General features: G+C 39.3%; 17 protein-coding genes. 12 read left to right on the top strand and 5 right to left on the bottom strand.

What is annotated here, in order from left to right:
- Nucleotides 1-27: 27 nt before the first annotated feature.
- Nucleotides 28-372, top strand: a complete 345-nt coding sequence (locus BHF69_RS11095) for a P-II family nitrogen regulator (protein WP_075671529.1) — start codon at nt 28-30, stop codon at nt 370-372.
- A 14-nt stretch (nt 373-386) separates the two neighbouring features.
- Nucleotides 387-1,790, top strand: a complete 1,404-nt coding sequence (locus BHF69_RS11090) for an APC family permease (protein WP_075671527.1) — start codon at nt 387-389, stop codon at nt 1,788-1,790.
- An 8-nt stretch (nt 1,791-1,798) separates the two neighbouring features.
- Here the strand turns inward: BHF69_RS11090 and BHF69_RS11085 are convergent, their stop codons facing one another.
- Nucleotides 1,799-2,626: an HNH endonuclease gene (locus BHF69_RS11085; RefSeq protein WP_075671525.1), complete on the bottom strand. Its 828-nt coding sequence runs from the start codon at nt 2,624-2,626 to the stop codon at nt 1,799-1,801.
- Between the two features lie 302 nt (nt 2,627-2,928).
- Between BHF69_RS11085 and BHF69_RS11080 the strand changes: the two genes are divergently transcribed.
- From BHF69_RS11080 to BHF69_RS11065, 4 genes are all read left to right on the top strand, one after another.
- On the top strand, nt 2,929-3,396 hold the full coding sequence (locus tag BHF69_RS11080) for a MerR family DNA-binding transcriptional regulator (RefSeq protein WP_143249550.1): 468 nt from the start codon (nt 2,929-2,931) through the stop codon (nt 3,394-3,396).
- Nucleotides 3,326-4,504: an RNA-guided endonuclease InsQ/TnpB family protein gene (locus BHF69_RS11075; protein WP_075671521.1), complete on the top strand. Its 1,179-nt coding sequence runs from the start codon at nt 3,326-3,328 to the stop codon at nt 4,502-4,504. The genes BHF69_RS11080 and BHF69_RS11075 overlap by 71 nt, the downstream gene beginning before the upstream one ends.
- A gap of 190 nt (nt 4,505-4,694) precedes the next feature.
- The gene (locus tag BHF69_RS11070) at nt 4,695-5,654 is read left to right on the top strand and encodes an alpha/beta fold hydrolase (protein ID WP_075671519.1); all 960 of its coding nucleotides are present in this window, start codon (nt 4,695-4,697) and stop codon (nt 5,652-5,654) included.
- Between the two features lie 27 nt (nt 5,655-5,681).
- A complete protein-coding gene (locus BHF69_RS11065; protein WP_075671517.1) occupies nt 5,682-6,293 on the top strand; it encodes a flavin reductase in 612 nt (203 codons plus the stop codon).
- A 4-nt stretch (nt 6,294-6,297) separates the two neighbouring features.
- Here BHF69_RS11065 and BHF69_RS11060 read toward each other — a convergent pair whose 3' ends face one another.
- Nucleotides 6,298-7,035 (bottom strand): YdcF family protein, encoded by a 738-nt coding sequence (locus BHF69_RS11060; RefSeq protein ID WP_083651252.1) that lies wholly within the window; start codon nt 7,033-7,035, stop codon nt 6,298-6,300.
- Between the two features lie 107 nt (nt 7,036-7,142).
- Between BHF69_RS11060 and BHF69_RS11055 the strand changes: the two genes are divergently transcribed.
- Together BHF69_RS11055 and BHF69_RS11050 are read left to right on the top strand one after the other, a co-directional pair.
- Complete coding sequence (locus BHF69_RS11055) at nt 7,143-7,901, top strand: glycoside hydrolase family 25 protein (RefSeq protein WP_075671515.1); 759 nt, start codon at nt 7,143-7,145, stop codon at nt 7,899-7,901.
- A gap of 12 nt (nt 7,902-7,913) precedes the next feature.
- The gene (locus tag BHF69_RS11050; protein WP_075671514.1) at nt 7,914-8,849 is read left to right on the top strand and encodes a ketopantoate reductase family protein; all 936 of its coding nucleotides are present in this window, start codon (nt 7,914-7,916) and stop codon (nt 8,847-8,849) included.
- 89 nt (nt 8,850-8,938) lie between these two features.
- Here BHF69_RS11050 and BHF69_RS14190 read toward each other — a convergent pair whose 3' ends face one another.
- From BHF69_RS14190 to BHF69_RS11040, 3 genes are all read right to left on the bottom strand, one after another.
- Entirely contained in the window at nt 8,939-9,094 is a 156-nt protein-coding gene (locus BHF69_RS14190; protein ID WP_158022579.1) for a hypothetical protein, read from the bottom strand.
- A gap of 121 nt (nt 9,095-9,215) precedes the next feature.
- Nucleotides 9,216-10,550 (bottom strand): NADP-specific glutamate dehydrogenase, encoded by a 1,335-nt coding sequence (gene gdhA / locus BHF69_RS11045; RefSeq protein ID WP_075671512.1) that lies wholly within the window; start codon nt 10,548-10,550, stop codon nt 9,216-9,218.
- A gap of 271 nt (nt 10,551-10,821) precedes the next feature.
- Entirely contained in the window at nt 10,822-11,655 is an 834-nt protein-coding gene (locus tag BHF69_RS11040; RefSeq protein WP_075671510.1) for a Cof-type HAD-IIB family hydrolase, read from the bottom strand.
- A 235-nt stretch (nt 11,656-11,890) separates the two neighbouring features.
- On the opposite strand from BHF69_RS11040, the gene BHF69_RS11035 reads away from it, so the two are divergent.
- The 4 genes from BHF69_RS11035 (at nt 11,891) to BHF69_RS11020 (ending at nt 16,914) form a co-directional block, all read left to right on the top strand.
- Nucleotides 11,891-14,443, top strand: a complete 2,553-nt coding sequence (locus tag BHF69_RS11035) for a YfhO family protein (RefSeq protein ID WP_075671508.1) — start codon at nt 11,891-11,893, stop codon at nt 14,441-14,443.
- A gap of 33 nt (nt 14,444-14,476) precedes the next feature.
- Nucleotides 14,477-15,340 (top strand): DUF1002 domain-containing protein, encoded by an 864-nt coding sequence (locus BHF69_RS11030; RefSeq protein ID WP_075671506.1) that lies wholly within the window; start codon nt 14,477-14,479, stop codon nt 15,338-15,340.
- 52 nt (nt 15,341-15,392) lie between these two features.
- Nucleotides 15,393-15,656: a pro-sigmaK processing inhibitor BofA family protein gene (locus tag BHF69_RS11025; protein ID WP_075671504.1), complete on the top strand. Its 264-nt coding sequence runs from the start codon at nt 15,393-15,395 to the stop codon at nt 15,654-15,656.
- Nucleotides 15,657-15,747: 91 nt separating this feature from the next.
- Nucleotides 15,748-16,914: a cation diffusion facilitator family transporter gene (locus BHF69_RS11020; RefSeq protein ID WP_075671502.1), complete on the top strand. Its 1,167-nt coding sequence runs from the start codon at nt 15,748-15,750 to the stop codon at nt 16,912-16,914.
- Nucleotides 16,915-17,125: the final 211 nt, after the last annotated feature.

Raw genomic sequence — 17,125 nt, 5'->3', positions numbered from 1 at the left:
AGGCAGTATGAAGAGGAGGAAATACATATGAGTTTATCAAAAATCGAAATTATTACAGGAATGTCTAAACTTTCAAATTTAAAAGCAGCACTTAGTAAAGCAGGCGTTAGAGGTATGACCGTGATGCAGGTTTTGGGCTGCGGTGTTGAAAAAGGAACGAGAGAATATGAAGTAGATGAAGCGAGTGAGATGGAGCTGCTTCCGAAACAGCAGATTAATATTATTGTGGAAACGGAACATATCAAGGAAATCGTAGAGATGGTAAAGCAGGAGCTTTATACAGGACATATTGGAGACGGTAAGATCTTTGTCTACGGTATTGATAATGTGATCCGTGTCAGAACTGGTGACGAAGGCGTGGATGCCTTATAGAAGGAGGGATTTACATGGAGGAAAAGAAATTAGGACTCCGTAGTGTTATCTCTGTTTCTGTGGGACTGGTCATTGCAACCAGCTGTCTGGTCTCTCTTGGACAGGGAGCGGGAACCATTGGAATTGTATTTATTTTTGCAATGGTCATTGCCTGTCTGCTCAATATGACCACCATTGCATCTTTATCAGAGTTAAATGCGTTGATGCCCAATACGACAGGAGGACTGGCGCAGTATACACTGGCAAGCCTTGGACCATTTCCTACCTTGATTTCTATGGTAGGAGGCTATCTGTTTTGTAATGTATTATCTTCTGGTGTAGAAGCATCCATTTTTGCCTATGCCATGGGCGAGACCATTCCACTGCCGATTCCCAATTTTGTCTATACGGCAGTGATGACGATCATTCTTCTGATCGCCAATTTAAAAGGGGTAGATATGTTTGCAAAGATCCAGGATGCAGTGGCCTTTCTTATGGTGGCATCTATGGTAATTATGGGAGTGATTGGAGCGATTGGTATGGGAACGGGACCGAAGGTAGTTCAGCCATACTATATGACGACTGATTTTTCTGTCATTGCATCTATGACAGCAGTGGCCTTCTGGTTGTTTATCGGAGCAGAGTACGTGATTCCAATTTCTAAGGACGTAAAAAATGCCAGAAGAAATGTACCGCTGGGAATGTTTTTAGGACTGGCTCTTATCTGTGTAGTTCAATCCATTCTGGTATTTGGATTTCATAATTACACAGACTGGGGAGAGCTTGCCAATTCGCCGGCACCCCATCTGCTGTATGGAGTGAACCTCTTAGGAACTCCGGGAAAAATCTGGATGGCATTTGTTGCAGCATTGGCGGTAATCAGCTCACAGAATTCCGGAATCAATGGCTTATCAAGCATTTGTCAGGGAATGGCTAAAATGAATATGATGCCGCAGTGTTTTGCGAAAACCAATAAAAATGGAGTTCCGTATATCGGAGTCTGGTTTGTCAGCATTTTAATTTTGATCTTTGCATTTATCAGCAACGATTCCTCAGATGCGATCAGCTTTTTTATTCTGGTGGGCTCTGTATTCTGGATGGTATCTTACATATTTGCACATATTGATGTATTGGTACTTCGCAGACGGCTTCCAAAGGCACCAAGAACCTTTAAAGTTCCATTTGGACCAGTGATTCCTATGATCGGGATTATAGGAACGGTCTACATGATCTTAAATATTTCCACAGATCCGGTAGAACGGCATGCCATCTGGCTGCTGACTGGTGCTGTATTCTTGCTGCTTTCCATCTATTCCTTCTTCTGGATTAAATATAAGATGAAGATGTCGGTATTTAAGAGTGTACCTTTGGAAAAGGTTATGGCTATGGAACATAGCATGTACTATATTATAAGAAAACGACGGGGTATGTGTCGTTAGAATAGTGGTTATTCAAAAGAAAGAGTCAGTTGTTCATAATCTGGCTCTTTTTTATAATAAGCTACTCGCTTCTTAAGATCCTCGACGCTGATGTTATGGCTGCGTTTGTGATGCAGCATGCGATGGCAGTTGGCGCAGACAGGGACAAAGTCTTTGGAAATGTCTGGATTCCCATCTTGTTTCCCATCTCCAATATAATGAATGTCGATAAAATCTTTTGCAAGGTCTTTACCATAGGCTTTGGCATAATTGAATCCACAGATGGCACAGCTGTATCCAAGGAGCCTGGTTACCTGTTCCCGATTATTAATATCCCGTTCGCATTTCAGATGATAGGTCAGATCCTTGGCGGAGTGACATACCACGTCCAGACTGGCAGATAGATTCTCATCATAATGAATGACATAGTCCAAAAGTGCCATGTCATCTTCGATGGATTCCAAATTCTCAATAAAGAATTCAAATTCACTGGATTTATCTGTGTAGATAAAGCTTTGTACCAGATGGACCCGTCCGAGGAAGGTAAATGGCAGGGTATGCTTTTCACGGTAGAATAAATAAATCTTATCCTTATCCTGTCCCTGATTAGCCAATAGAAGCTGATCAGTCCCATGTTTATCGGCGCCTTCGATCTTGATCATATTTCCACGCAGTTCATTCTTAAACTGGGTACTTCCCGGTTGGCGTTCTTTTGTTACAAAAAGAATTAGGATATCGGAGCCTTTTGGGTGAAATACGCCCTTTACGAGGGCATGATGACTCTTATAGCCCCATAGACTTGCCAGTTGTTTGGCAGTATAGGTTTGATTTAAAGTTAATACATTCATATCTACCATGCTTATTATTACCTCCAGGAATACTTTCAAAATCCAGTATCTTAAGTATACCATAAAATAAGGCTTTTTTCCCAGTTTGTTTCCTATTTAAAAGTATTGGCTTATAGGAAAAAGAGTGCTAAAATAGAAGTAGTTTATATAAGAAAACTGTTTTCTATATGATATTGTCTATGAAAAGATTGGAGAGAGAGGACCTGATCAGGAGGAGTAGTTGTTAAGCAATCAAAAATATAGATAAATATGTTTATATGTGATGCAATGTGTTTATAAAGAAAGGAGAATTATTTATGAACACATCAAATATCACAAATTATAAACCAAAAGATTTTGCTGAATTACTTGGAGTGTCAGTAAAAACTCTTCAACGTTGGGACAGAGATGGAATTCTCAAAGCAAATCGTACTCCAACTAACAGAAGATATTATACTTATGATCAATATTTACAATTCAAAGGGATCCAAACAGAGAATGATATAAGGGACACAGTAATATATGCAAGAGTTTCTATAAGAAATCAAAAAGATGATCTACAAAATCAAGTAGAATTTTTAAAGCAATTTTGTAATGCAAAAGGTATTATTGTAAACAATGAAACTCTTTCACCGAATGAAGAATTAGTTCAAGATATTATATCAATCTTACATGTGTTCAGTTGTAGATTGTATGGATTTCGCAAGTATAAAAATCAGATAAAGGAGGATGAGGAAATTGCGAAAGAGTTACAAAACGGAAATAAACCCAACGCAGGAACAAATACAAAAGATAAATAAAACAATTGGAACTTGTAGATTTATTTATAATTTTTATCTTGCCCATAATAAAGAACTTTATAACAAAGGTGAAAAATTTATGACAGCAAAATCTTTTAGTGTTTGGCTAAATAATGAATTTCTACTAAATAATCCAGAATATTTATGGATAAAAGATGTGAGTTCTAAGTCAGTTAAAAAATCCATGGAAAATGCGTATACTGCTTTTACCAGATTTTTTAAAAAGCAAAGTAGATTTCCCAGATTTAAAAAAAAGAATAAGTCAGATGTGAAAATGTATTTTGTGAAAAATAATCCAAAAGACTGCTTCTGTGAAAGACATAGAATTAATATCCCTACTCTTGGATGGGTAAGATTAAAAGAAAAGGGTTACATTCCAACAACAAAGCAAGGATATGTGATCAAAAGTGGTACAGTCTCCTGCAAGGCTGGAAGATATTATGTATCTGTTTTGATTGATATTCCAAATACAGAAAAACCAAAATTAAATAATTTTGGATTAGGAATTGATCTAGGCATCAAGGAATTTGCAGTTATCAGTAACGGTATTAGAAAGAAAAATATAAATAAAACCGCAAAATTAAAAAAATTAGAGAAACAATTAAAAAGAGAACAGCGTTGTCTATCGAGAAAATACGAAGACTTTAAAAAACGCAACAATAAAATGAAAGGAGAAGCCACTAGACAAAATATTCAAAAACAGGTCTTAAAGGTACAGAAACTTCATCATAGAATAGAAAATATTCGCGCTGATTATATCAATAAATGTGTAAATGAGATAGTGAAAACCAAACCATCTTATATTACCATTGAAGATTTGAATGTAAAAGGAATGATGAAGAATAGACATCTCTCTAAGGCAGTTGCTTCACAGAAATTCTATGAGTTTAGAACAAAACTTGAAGCAAAATGCAAAGAACTGGGAATGGAATTAAGAATTGTAGACAGATGGTATCCATCAAGTAAGTTATGTCATGAATGTGGTTGTATTAAGAGAGATTTAAAACTTTCTGATAGAGAATATATTTGTGAATGTGGATATCATGCTGATAGAGATTATAATGCAAGTCTTAATTTAAGAGATGCAACATCCTACAAAATAGCATAAAACAAGCGTTTGTAGGCATGTACCGATGGCTTTAGTCGGGAATTTACGACTGTGGACTGTACAAGAACTTGTGAGTAGCGTATTACTTGTAATCGCAAAAGCATACAGGATGAAGCAGTAAGAAAAGTTTGTGAAAACTTTCAATATCTCGATATGGGTATATTTGTCCATATTTTGAGTGGCAGTAGTTGTGTATTTAAGAGAAGAGAACTATGAAAAGGTCATGAGAGAAGAGGTACTTCCGTATTTGGAGCGCATAAAGGTCAGTGGTTATGCAAGAAGGATTCATAGGCGGAAGATTTATTATGAGGGATTTTTGCCGGAAGAATTTCAGGCTTCTGTGATTTTGCTGCATGGATATTCAGAGTGCATGGAGAAATATAAAGAAGCTGCTTATTATTTTGTACAGCATGGGTATCGGGTATTTTTGATGGATCAGGTGGGGCATGGAAAGTCTTACCGATATGTGGAAGAGGACCCATATTTGATCCATGTGGACCATTTTGAGGAATATGTCATCGATGTACATTATATGATAGAAAGTGTGGTAAAGGGTTATGCAGCGGACAAGCCGATCTATCTATATGGGCATTCCATGGGAGGAGCTGTGGCAGCATATTATCTGGAGCTTTATCCAAATTCTGTGAAAAAGGCAGTTTTGTCCTCTCCGATGATGAAGATGCGGCTTGGCAGGTATCCAGAGCTTTTTGTGCGGGTATTGGCAGGCTTTAAGGTACGAAGAGGGCATAAGTATGATCATCTCAATAAGACCAAGTCTTATAAGACGCCGGAAGGGTTTGAAAAGAGCAGTGCAGCTTCCAGAGCCAGATATCTCTATACATGTCAGTATATCAAAGAACATAAGGAATATCAGACTTGTGATTCCAGCTATGGATGGGTCTATCAGGCCGTTCGGGCATGCAGGCGGATCATCAGTCCTTTATGGGCGAGTCGAATAAAGGCAGATGTGCTTTTGTGCCAGGCAGGTCGGGATATGACGGTGAAGAATGGGGGACAGAATAAGTTCTTAACATATGTAAAGCATGCCAGGCTGGAGGTATTTCCGGATTCCGGTCATGAGATTTTTATGGGAGAAGAAGAGCAGATTCGCTCTTATTGGAATAAGATTTTTATGTTTTTCGAATCATAATATTTTTTATATAAAGGAGGAACACATATGGATAATAAAGCAATGTTTAAGATAGGATATGGATTGTATATTCTTACAGCAAAGGATGGAGAGAAGGACAATGGATGTGTGATCAATACGGCCATTCAGGTGACTTCTACACCGAATCGCATTTCTGTTACCGTAAATAAGCAGAATTATACCCATGATATGATTATGAAGACAGGGGTATTTAATGTATCCATACTGTCAGAAAAGGCAACCTTTGATGTATTTAAGCATTTTGGTTTCCAATCTGGACGAGATGTAGATAAGTTTGCTGATTATAAGGATGCAACACGCAGTGAGAATGGACTTTACTATGTAACCGGGGATACCAATGCCTATATTAGCGGTAAGGTGATCAATACGTTGGATTTGGGAACACATACCATGTTCATTGCAGATGTAACGGATGCAGAAGTTTTGGCAGATGTACCAACGACAAGTTATGATTATTATCAGAAGAATATCAAACCAAAACCAGAAGCACCAAAGAAGGTGACTGGATATGTATGTAAAATCTGCGGATATATCTATGAAGGCGATCCGCTTCCAGAAGATTTTATCTGTCCAATCTGTAAGCATGGTGCAGCTGATTTTGAGAAGATAGAAAAATAAACAATTACAAAGCATGTAAGAAGAATTTCATTACAGAGAATACTTCACGAATATAACAGTGAAGGATCAGAGGTGTCGGAGTCTTGGCCCCGATGCCTTTGATATTTTTATAGCCGCATTTTGCGGCAATTTTTTTAGCACGGTATAAGTGAAAATCACTGGTAATGAAAGCAGTCTTTGGTTCTAATCGGGTCATATAGTCTTTGGAAAATTGAAAATTCTCATAAGTGGTACGGGCATCCGGCTCTACTAGAAGGCGGTAGGCAGGAATTCCAAGCCTGCGTAGTTCCTTTTGCATACACGCACCTTGAGAAATCGTCGCCTGAGGATTGCGATAGCCAGTCAAAATGGCAATGGCATCCTCGTGGGTCTTTAGATAGTCGAAGGCGGTCTGGATTCGTTCTTTTAATGCGTTGGAAGGGGTTTCTCCCCGAACGATAGCACCAAGAACGATAAGATAATCCGCATTTATGTCCGCATCAGAACGACATACAGAAATTCTTAAGAAAAGAATCACAAATAATAAGATGACAGTGATGAAAAAGAGCTTTAAAATAAGAGTAATGACATGTGGCAGGCTTAGGAAAAAGCTGCTTTGCAAAAATACTGCAAAGAAAGCAGACAGCATGGCAGCCACAGGCCAGAAACCAATAAATGAGGTCTTTGGGCCGGAGTAGGCGATGATGATACCGTAGTAAATGATACAGAAAACGGATAATAAGAATAAAATAATGGAAATCATAGTTTGCTCCTGTCTTTAATATTAAAAATGCCAATCGCATTCTTGAATATTATTATAACTTTAATTGGAGAAAAAGCAAAGGGCAGGAAAAGGAAAGAAGGAGTGTCATGAAGAGGCGAAGAAGGAAAAAGAAGCAGAATATGTTTCATCTAAAGATTCTGCTTCTGCTGGTCGCTTTTCTGATTGTCGGAGTTTATTATATACAAAAGGAGAGTATTCGTGTAGAATATGGAGATAAAGTAAAGGTAATCGATGTATCTGCATGGAATGGAAAGGTTCATTGGTTCAAAGTAAAAAAGCAGGGAATTTATTATGCTATGCTGCGGGTGGGCCGTGGGGATGCAGGAACTGGAGAAATGGCGGAGGACCAGTATTTTAAGACGAATTACCGTAGTGGAAAGTATTATAATATGCGTATGGGAGTGTATTTTTATTCCTATGCGACCACAGTCCGTGAAGCAAAGGAAGAGGCAAGATTTTGTCTGAAATTGTTACATAAGTATGGAATTGGGCCGGAAGATCTGAAGCTTCCAGTTGCCTATGATGTGGAAGAAAAGTGTACCTTTGCCACAGGAAGAAAGAATGTCACAGATCTTACAGTGGCTTTTTGTGAAGAAATCAAGAAGGCAGGGTATACCCCAATGGTATATTCCTCTGCATCTCACCTGATGCGATACTTTAAGCACAGTGCCATCAAGGACTATAAGATCTGGGTGGCTCATTATGGAGTAGAAAAGACAGGACCAAGCTACCCATATAAATATCATATGTGGCAGTATACCAGCAAGGGGATTGTGGCGGGAGCCAATACCAGCAAGAAGGATGACGAAGGATACTGTGACATCAATTACTATATTATAGAATAATGGAGAAAAGACATGAGAGAGATTAAGACAGTTGCATTAGTGGGTTTGGGTGCCATTGGGGCATTCGTAGCACCACGATTGAAAGAACAGTTAGGAGATCAGTTTCGGGTCATCGCAGGAGGAGCCAGAAGAGAGCGTTTAGAGAACAATGGAGTGTTCATCAACGATGTGAATTATAAGTTTCATATTGTAGATCCGAAGGAGCAGACAGGATATGCGGATTTTGCCATTTTCGCAACTAAGAATACTCAGTTAGACCAGGCAATTCTGGATATGAAGCATCAGATTGGACCAGAGACCATCGTAATGTCATTGTTAAATGGGGTGACCAGCGAAGAAAAGATTAAAAAAGCGTATTATAAAGAGAAGGTTCTGACGACGATCATTCGCCTTCCGTCTTTAAATCAGGGGGGAAGAATTACCTATCCAAAGAAAAAGGGAAAAATCTCTTTTGGAGAGGAACGAAATGAGGTACTTTCTGAGCAGGTGAAGGCAGTAAAGCAGCTGTTTGATCAGGCTGGTATTTCTTATGAGATTCCAGAGGATATGTTAAAGACCATGTGGATGAAATATATGACCAATGTTAGTGAGAATCAGACATGTGCGATACTGGGGACTCCGTATAAAGGTTTTGCAGTTAGCCAGCATATTGAATACATTCGAGAGAATTCTGCAAGAGAAGTCATTGCCGTTGCACAGAAGAAGGGAATCAATCTGACGGAAGAGGATCTGATCGCACATCAGGAATACATTCATAATCTGATTCCCCATGGAAAACCTTCGACCCTTCAAGACATTGAAGCTGGAAAAAAGACAGAGGTGGAGACATTTGCGGGGGATATGATTCGAATGGGGAAGGAATTGGGAGTTCCAACGCCGTATAATGAGATTTTCTACCATATGATCTGTGCACTGGAAGAGAAGAATGAAGGAAAATTCCAGGTATAAAAAAGAGAAAAAGAAAAAATCAGACATAGAAAAAGGGGCTTCACGGATCAGACCGCGATGCCCCTTGCTTTGGGTAAAGAAATGTTTCATCAATAACGAATATAGATTCCCTGCTCTTCAATGTAATCCTGCAATTCATGGCTGGCTTCTTCTGCCCAGTCAATCTGCAATTCCTTTTTTTTGGAATCTTTGAGTTCTTCTGTTTCTGTCTTTGGTACGTTTGTCTTTTCTTTCTTTTCTGTCATAAGATTACCCCCTAAATATACAAAAAGGTGCCACTTAAATATAAGTGACACCTTTGTCTGTACTGTTATTGTATCACGAAATGATATCAAAAACAATAAAATTTTTATTTTTTTAATCGGCTTATACAATACCCTGAGCGTTCATAGCATCTACGACTTTTTCGAAACCAGCAATGTTAGCACCAACAACGTAGTTTCCTTCAAAACCGTAGCGTTTTGCAGCATCATCTAAGTTATGGAAGATGTTAACCATGATGTTCTTTAATTTAGAATCTACTTCTTCGAATGACCAGCTTAAACGTTCGCTGTTCTGAGACATTTCAAGAGCAGATGTAGCAACACCACCAGCGTTTGCTGCTTTACCAGGAGCGAATAAGATGCCATTTTCCTGTAAGTATTCAGTAGCTTCTAATGTTGTAGGCATGTTAGCACCTTCAGCAACTGCGATACATCCGTTAGCAACTAATGCTTTTGCATCTTCTAAATGTAATTCGTTCTGAGTAGCACATGGAAGAGCAACATCACATTTGATGGTCCATACGCCACGTCCTTCATGATATTCAGAATTTGGACGATATTTTTTGTATTCTGTTAATCTTGCACGATTTACTTCTTTGATTTCTTTTAATGCTGCAACGTCGATTCCTTCTGGATCGTAAACCCATCCGGTAGAATCAGAAACAGTTACAACCTTAGCACCTAACTGCTGAGCTTTTTCTGTAGCGTAGATTGCTACGTTACCAGAACCGGAGATACATACAGTAGAACCAACTAAAGATTTGCCGTTGCATTTTAACATTTCATCTGTTAAGTATAATAAACCATATCCAGTAGCTTCTGTTCTTGCTAAAGATCCACCGTAAGATAATCCTTTACCTGTTAATACACCTTCATATAATCCACGGATACGTTTGTACTGTCCGAACATATATCCGATTTCTCTAGCGCCTGTTCCGATATCACCAGCTGGAACGTCTGTGTCAGCGCCGATGTATTTGCATAATTCTGTCATAAAGCTCTGGCAGAAAGCCATAACTTCACGGTCAGATTTTCCTTTAGGATCGAAATCAGATCCACCTTTACCACCACCGATTGGTAAGCCTGTTAAAGAGTTTTTGAAAATCTGTTCAAAACCTAAGAATTTAATGATACCTAAGTTTACAGATGGGTGAAGACGAAGTCCTCCTTTGTAAGGTCCGATTGCACTGTTGAACTGTACACGGTAACCTGTGTTAACCTGAACCTGTCCTTTATCGTCTACCCAAGGTACACGGAACTTAAACTGTCTTTCTGGATTAACAAGACGTTCTAATAAAGCGTCTTTTCTGAATTTTTCTTCGTTTGCTTCTACAACAACACGAAGAGATTCCAAAACTTCTTTTACTGCCTGATGGAATTCTGGTTCAGCAGGGTTCTGTTCAATTACTTTTGCAATTACCTCATCAACATATGACATGTGAGTGTCCTCCTTCAATTTCTCAATTTTATATCCGTTATTTGTACAAAGGTGCTTTTTATGAAAATCTAAATAGAAAAAGCGTACGGGACTGTACGCTTTTGACCAGCACCGTTGCCCTGCAACTATTATACATAAAAATATTTATATTTACAAGTTTCAGTTTGGAAAATTGCAAAAAAAATTTAAATTAACTTAAAAAAATTAAGAAATGGCTTGTTTTCAAAGAAAATAATTAAGTTATGAAAAATTGAAATGAAAAAATTTCAAATCAAAAATCCAAAACGTAGGTTTCAATGGCATAAGCGACGCCATCTTCTTCGTTGGTTTTGGTAATAACATCACAGATTTCTTTCATTTCTGCCACTGCATTGCCCATGGCCACGGAGAATCCAGCCTTTCTTAACATAGCCTCATCATTAAAGCTGTCGCCGCATGCCATAGTCTGTTCATGGGGAATGCCAAGGTGATCAGCAAGGGCGAGCAGTGCAGTTCCCTTATCTGCAGTAGGGGCATTCAGCTCCAAATTGTTGCTTAGGGCAAAGGTTGCCAGGAAACGGGAATCCTTTTTATATTTTTCACGCAGCTGGTTCATAAGTGTGTCATCACGGAATAGAATATGGAATTTTTCACAATCCATGCGATTGTTCCGAATAAATTCTGGAAGATTTTTTACTGGAATCCTGGTCTTATGAAAATAATCCATTTGAATCTGAGAGGTAAGAAAGTCTTCATAACGTGCAGTCATGCTCTGTTCAATATAACAGACTCCGTTGGCATAGATATCCACAAGGACATCTTCCTGCAGAAACTTTTCCATCTCGGAGGCAGCCAGTTCGTAGGGAATATAATTAGTGTAGATGGGTTTTTCGGTGGCTGTATCTACAACAGCCGCTCCATTGGAAGTAATCGCATAGGAAACTCCTGAAATGGATAAAAATTCTTCTGGCAGACCAGAAAACTGGCGACCAGTGCTTGGGAGAACGATGATTCCCTGGGCAATTGCTGTTTGAATTACATCCTTGGTATGTTGGGTAATGCGTTTGTCGTTGGTAAATGTGGTACCATCTAGATCTAAAGCAATCATTTTAATCTTTTTTTTCATTTGAAAATCCTTTCTATTCTATAACCTTCCAGTATGCTTCGAAGAATCTGGGTGTTGTATCTTTTTTCATTATAGAAGAGTCGATAGAATCACACAACATTTTTATGGAAAATATGTTATGATAGGAAACATAGCTGGATGCTCTAGGGGAGGAGAAGATGTTGCTGTTGCAACCCGCCTCAGGCGGAGAATCTCGCAAAGCGAGATTCTTTTTCAGATAGGAGGTTTGAGTAGAATGAAATGTATAAAAAAGCATAAGTATGCCTTTCTGTCATTTTTCATACCATTGTTTGTTATGATCTTTATTATGGTGGTGACGGAATCGGCTCCTTTTGGAGAGAATAGCTTTATGATCGTCGATGCACTGCATCAGTATCTGCCCTTTTTTGCAGATTATCAGGAAAAGCTAAAGAATATGGATAGCCTGTTTTATTCCTGGAATGGGGGATTGGGATATAATTTCTTTTCCCTATGGGCCTATTATCTGTCTAGTCCCTTTAATCTGGTAATTGGATTTTTGTCCAAACAGGCATTGATTCCGGCGTTAAATTTTATCATTGCATTGAAATTTGCTTTATGTTCTCTGGCAGGATTTTCGTATTTTACCTATCGGGAAGGGAAAGAAAGTATTGGTCATGTAGCGCTTGGGATATGCTATTGCTTCAGCTCTTATATGACTGGATATTACTGGAATGTGATGTGGTTGGAGGTTATGATCCTGCTGCCGGTGATTTTGATCGGAATGGATCGGCTTATGAAGCAAAAAGGATGGAAGCTATATACGATCAGTCTTTTTGCTGCCATGTTCTGTAACTATTATATGTCCTTTATGGTATGTCTGTTCCTTGTGTTATGGTATGGTTGTTATCGGTTTGATGGGATCAAGGACTTTATCAGAAAGGGGATTCGGTTTGCAGGAGCCTCTCTGCTTGCGGCAGCTATGGCAGCAGTGGTGCTGCTGCCGGCTTATCAGGGTCTGATGGCTACTTCATCTGCTCATTTAAGCTTTCCACAGTGGGAAGCCTACGGACAGGCAGTGGAGCTTTTTTCGACCCACCTAGTAGCTATGGAGCCTTATAATATGTCCGTTGATGATGGACTGGGCAATTTATACTGTGGAATCCTGCCGCTTCTTTTGGGAGTATTATATGTGTTAGACCGTCAGTTTTCCTGGAAGGAGAAACTGAAAAAACTGCTTTTACTGGGCTTTTTGGCAGTCAGCTTTCAGATAGAGATCCTAAATTATGTATGGCATGGTTTTCATAATCAATATGGGATACCAAATCGTTTTGCATTTGTGTATATTTTCCTGATATTGATTCTGGCATGGGAACAGTGGAATCATATGGAATGGATCGAGGTGAAGCGCTGGAAGATAGTGGTATCGCTTGGAATCCTTTTGGCCTGTGTAGGCTTGCTGTATCAGTATGGAGAATTTGAAAGCCCGCTTCCGCTGGCTTTATCTGCCGGAATCCTTCTGGTTTATGGAGTGCTGCTTATGATGCGGAAGCGTCAGATGAAGATGATTTTGTCGATTCTTGTGATAGCAGAGGTGTGTGCCAATGGAATTTATGGATTTTATTGCAGTGGGCAGATGGATACGGCGTATTATTTTGCAGAGACCGAAGAAGTACAAAAGCTGAAGGAACAGGTGAATCCATCGGTGGAACAGCGGATGGAATTATTAAGTAGTAAAATGTTAGATGAAAGTATCTGGCATACCCTTCCTAATGCGACCATGTTTGGGTCTACGGCATTGGGGGACACCGTAGATGCTATGGATCAGCTGGGATTTTATACAGGGGTGAATGAATATTTGTATGAAGGAGGAACTCCGGTAACGGATCTTCTATTGGGAATAAAGAGCATTTTGGTGCGCAATGGGGATCGCATGTATCGAACCGGTTATGAGTATTTGTATTCAATCGAGAATGTCAGTCTTTACCAGAATTCACTGCCGACGGCCATTGGATATTGGATGGATGAGAAGGTTCGAAGATGGAATTATGATGATGAAGATCCATTTCAAGTGCAAAATGATCTGATGGCTCTGGCCTACGATTGTCCGAAATTATATGAAGAAGTGGAAGTGGAAGACCCGGTTGGAAATGACTGTGAGATTACTAGTCACCATGATGGAAGCTATTTTGTAAAGGCCCAAAAGCAGCATTCGGATAATGTGACGTTTGTCTTTAATATAGAAGAAGCGGAGGACCTGTATCTGCATTTTGATTGTGGTAATGTGGATCATACCACCATATATGTTAATGGAAGAGAACAGCAAAGCGGTCGACTGAATTCACAGGTAGTTTCCATTGGTAATGTGGAAGAAGGAGATACTGTCTCCGTACAGCTTCGGCTAAAGGATGGAGAGGAAAGCACTGGAACGATTACCATGCGGGCAGCTAGCTTGAATAAGGAAGCACTTCGCTTTCTGAAAAAGAGTATGAGAAGCAACCAGTTTGAGATGCTTTCACAGACCAGTAGACAGATTAAGGGAATTATCAATGTCAAGGAAGATGGCAGAGTCTTCTTTTCGATTCCATATGATGAAGGCTGGAAAGTCACTATGGATGGAAAAGAAATCAGAAAGGTGCGGATGGCAGATGGTTTTCTGGCTGTGGATGTGGAGAAAGGGGAATATGCCCTTACGCTTACTTATACTCCTCCGGGATTTTCTCTGGGGTGGAAGCTGTCGGCCCTGGGGTGGTTGATTTTTGCAGGATTGTTATTTAGTAAGAAAAGATTCAGAAAAAGTTCATATTTAACAAAAGAGAATGTGGTATAGTGAGAGCATCATAGGGATGAGGAGGAACGAAGGATGAAGAAAAGAATCTGGAAAATAGTATCTGCCGCTTTATGCATGATCATGGTCATGAGTCAGACTGTTTTTGCAGACAGTATCATGGGCGGAGAAAAAGAATATGTATCTCTTGGAGCAGATTTATCACAAAAAGAAAAGGAAACCGTTTTAAAGCTTTTAGACATCGATAATCTTGAGGATTATGATGTGGAATACATTACCAATAAGCAGGAGCATGAGTATCTGGATGAATATCTGTCGAAATCTGTAATCGGTTCCCGTGCATTGTCTTCTGTTCGGGTGAAAGAAGGCGGAGATGGCATTGAAGTAAAGACTTATAATATCTCTTTTTGTACGGAAGGGATGTACCGCAATGCATTGGCAACTGCAGGTATGGAAAATGCACAGGTCACAGTAGCTGGACCATTTAATATCTCTGGTACAGCAGCTCTCGTAGGAGCTATGAAGGCTTATGAATCCATGACTGGGGAAAAGGTGTCTGAGGAGAATCTGGATGCAGCCAATCAGGAACTGGTCGTAACTGGACAGGTGGCAGAGAGCATCGGTGAAGAGGAAGCAGAACAGCTGATGGCCTTGGTAAAAGAAAAGGTTGTTTCTCGGGGTGCAGAATCGGTAGAAGATATTGAGACGATCATTGATGAATCTGCCAATGAACTGAATATTAAATTATCCGATGAAGACCGTGCCAAGATTGAAGAGCTGATGCAGAAGATCAGTGATCTGGATCTGGATATCGATCAGCTGAAGGAACAGGCTAAGGATATTTATAATAAGTTAGAAAGTATGGGAATAGAATTTAATGAAGGATTTTTTACCAAACTGAAAAACTGGTTTTTATCCTTATTTGATTTCTTAAGATAATATCACATGAACCCTCTTTTTTGAGCATAAGCTTGAAAAAGGGGGTTTTCTTATGTCACAAAATGAAATGATTCTGCTTGTTGCAGGGGTACCTGCAGTCATTTGCCTGTTGTGGGGATTCTTAAAAAAACCGGGACATAGCTTGATGGTTATTGCAAGAGGGATGTTTAGTATTCTGCTTTTATATGGTATTCAGCTTACCTGTATTCATTTTGGCTGGGGACAGGGGGTGAGAGTGAATGCAATGACAACTGCAGTCAGTGGAGTTCTTGGCATACCCGGAATTGTACTGCTCTATCTGGTGCGTCTGCTCTGAGGAAACGGAATGAGTGGTATTGATTTTCCCAGAAATTGAGTATATAATCCATAAAAGTACAATTGAGAGAGTATACGAAAGGAAGAGAACAATGATAGAATTCTTAGTAAAGAAATTTGTTCCTGATAAGGATAATATTCATGATCCACAGGTTCGTCAGCGATATGGAACTCTGGGCAGTTCTGTGGGGATTTTATGTAATGTGGTTTTATTTGCTGTAAAATTCATATCCGGATTGATGACAGGTGCCATATCCATTATGGCAGATGCCATGAATAACCTATCCGATGCAGGTTCATCTGTCGTAACGTTGATTGGATTTTATATGGCAGGAAAGCCGGCAGACTTAGATCACCCATTTGGACATGGAAGAATCGAATATCTGTCAGGACTATTTGTGGCGGTGGCAATTTTGTTCATGGGCGTGGAGCTGTTTAAGACATCAGTGGATAAGATTTTCCATCCAGAGGATGTGCAAGTGACCCTTTTTTCTGTTGCTATTTTAGTTCTGGCTATCTTATTAAAGTTCTGGATGGCGCATTTTAATCGGGTACTGGGAGAGAGGATTTCTTCAGAAGCCATGAAGGCAACTGCAGCAGACAGCTTAAGTGATTGTGTGGCAACCGCAGCAGTTCTGGGCGGTATGCTAGTTACTTATTTTACAGGGAAAAATATTGATGGGTTTGTAGGAATCCTGGTAGCGTTATTCGTTCTAAATGCAGGCTATGGGGCAGCAAAAGATACGATTCAGCCACTTTTGGGGGCAGCACCAGAGCCGGATCTGATTGATGGGATCCAGAAATGTGTCATGTCCTACGATAAAGTTCTGGGGATCCATGACCTGATCGTTCATGATTATGGTCCGGGAAGAAGAATGATTTCTCTTCATGCAGAGGTATCCCATAGAGAAGATATCCTAGAGCTTCATGAGGAAATCGATGTCATCGAGAGGAATCTTATGGATCGCTTCCAGTGCATGGCGACCATTCATATGGATCCGATTGTTACCGATGATGTGGATGTAATCCAGGCTAAGGATGATGTAAAGGCCATTTTAAAATCCATGGATGATAGATGGAAATTCCATGATTTCCGTATGGTAAAGGGCAAGAAAAGCTCCAATGTTATTTTCGATGTTGTGATTCCGATGGAACAGATGAAGGAAAAGGATGAGATCGAAGAGCAGATCAGAAAAAATATTCATGAAAAACATCCAAAATACAATGCGGTCGTAACCGTAGAACAAAGCTATGTATAAAGTAAGAGCTGAGAAATAAAAAATCTGAAAATTTGTAAAAATAAATGAAAAAATATAAAAAATTAAACGAAAAATTGGATATATTGTTGAAAATTGTGGGTAAAAATGTTAAAATGTTCATATAAATATACAAGGGATATGTTTGTATTTGTTGTTTGGAGGGAAATAAATAATTAATTTAATATAATCGCAATCTGCGAATATAAAGATG

This window comes from Anaerostipes sp. 992a (assembly GCF_001940245.1).
In the GTDB taxonomy this organism is placed as follows: domain Bacteria; phylum Bacillota; class Clostridia; order Lachnospirales; family Lachnospiraceae; genus Fimousia.
Note: the sequence above shows the minus strand (reverse complement) of the source record. Positions and strands in the feature narration are given on the sequence as shown.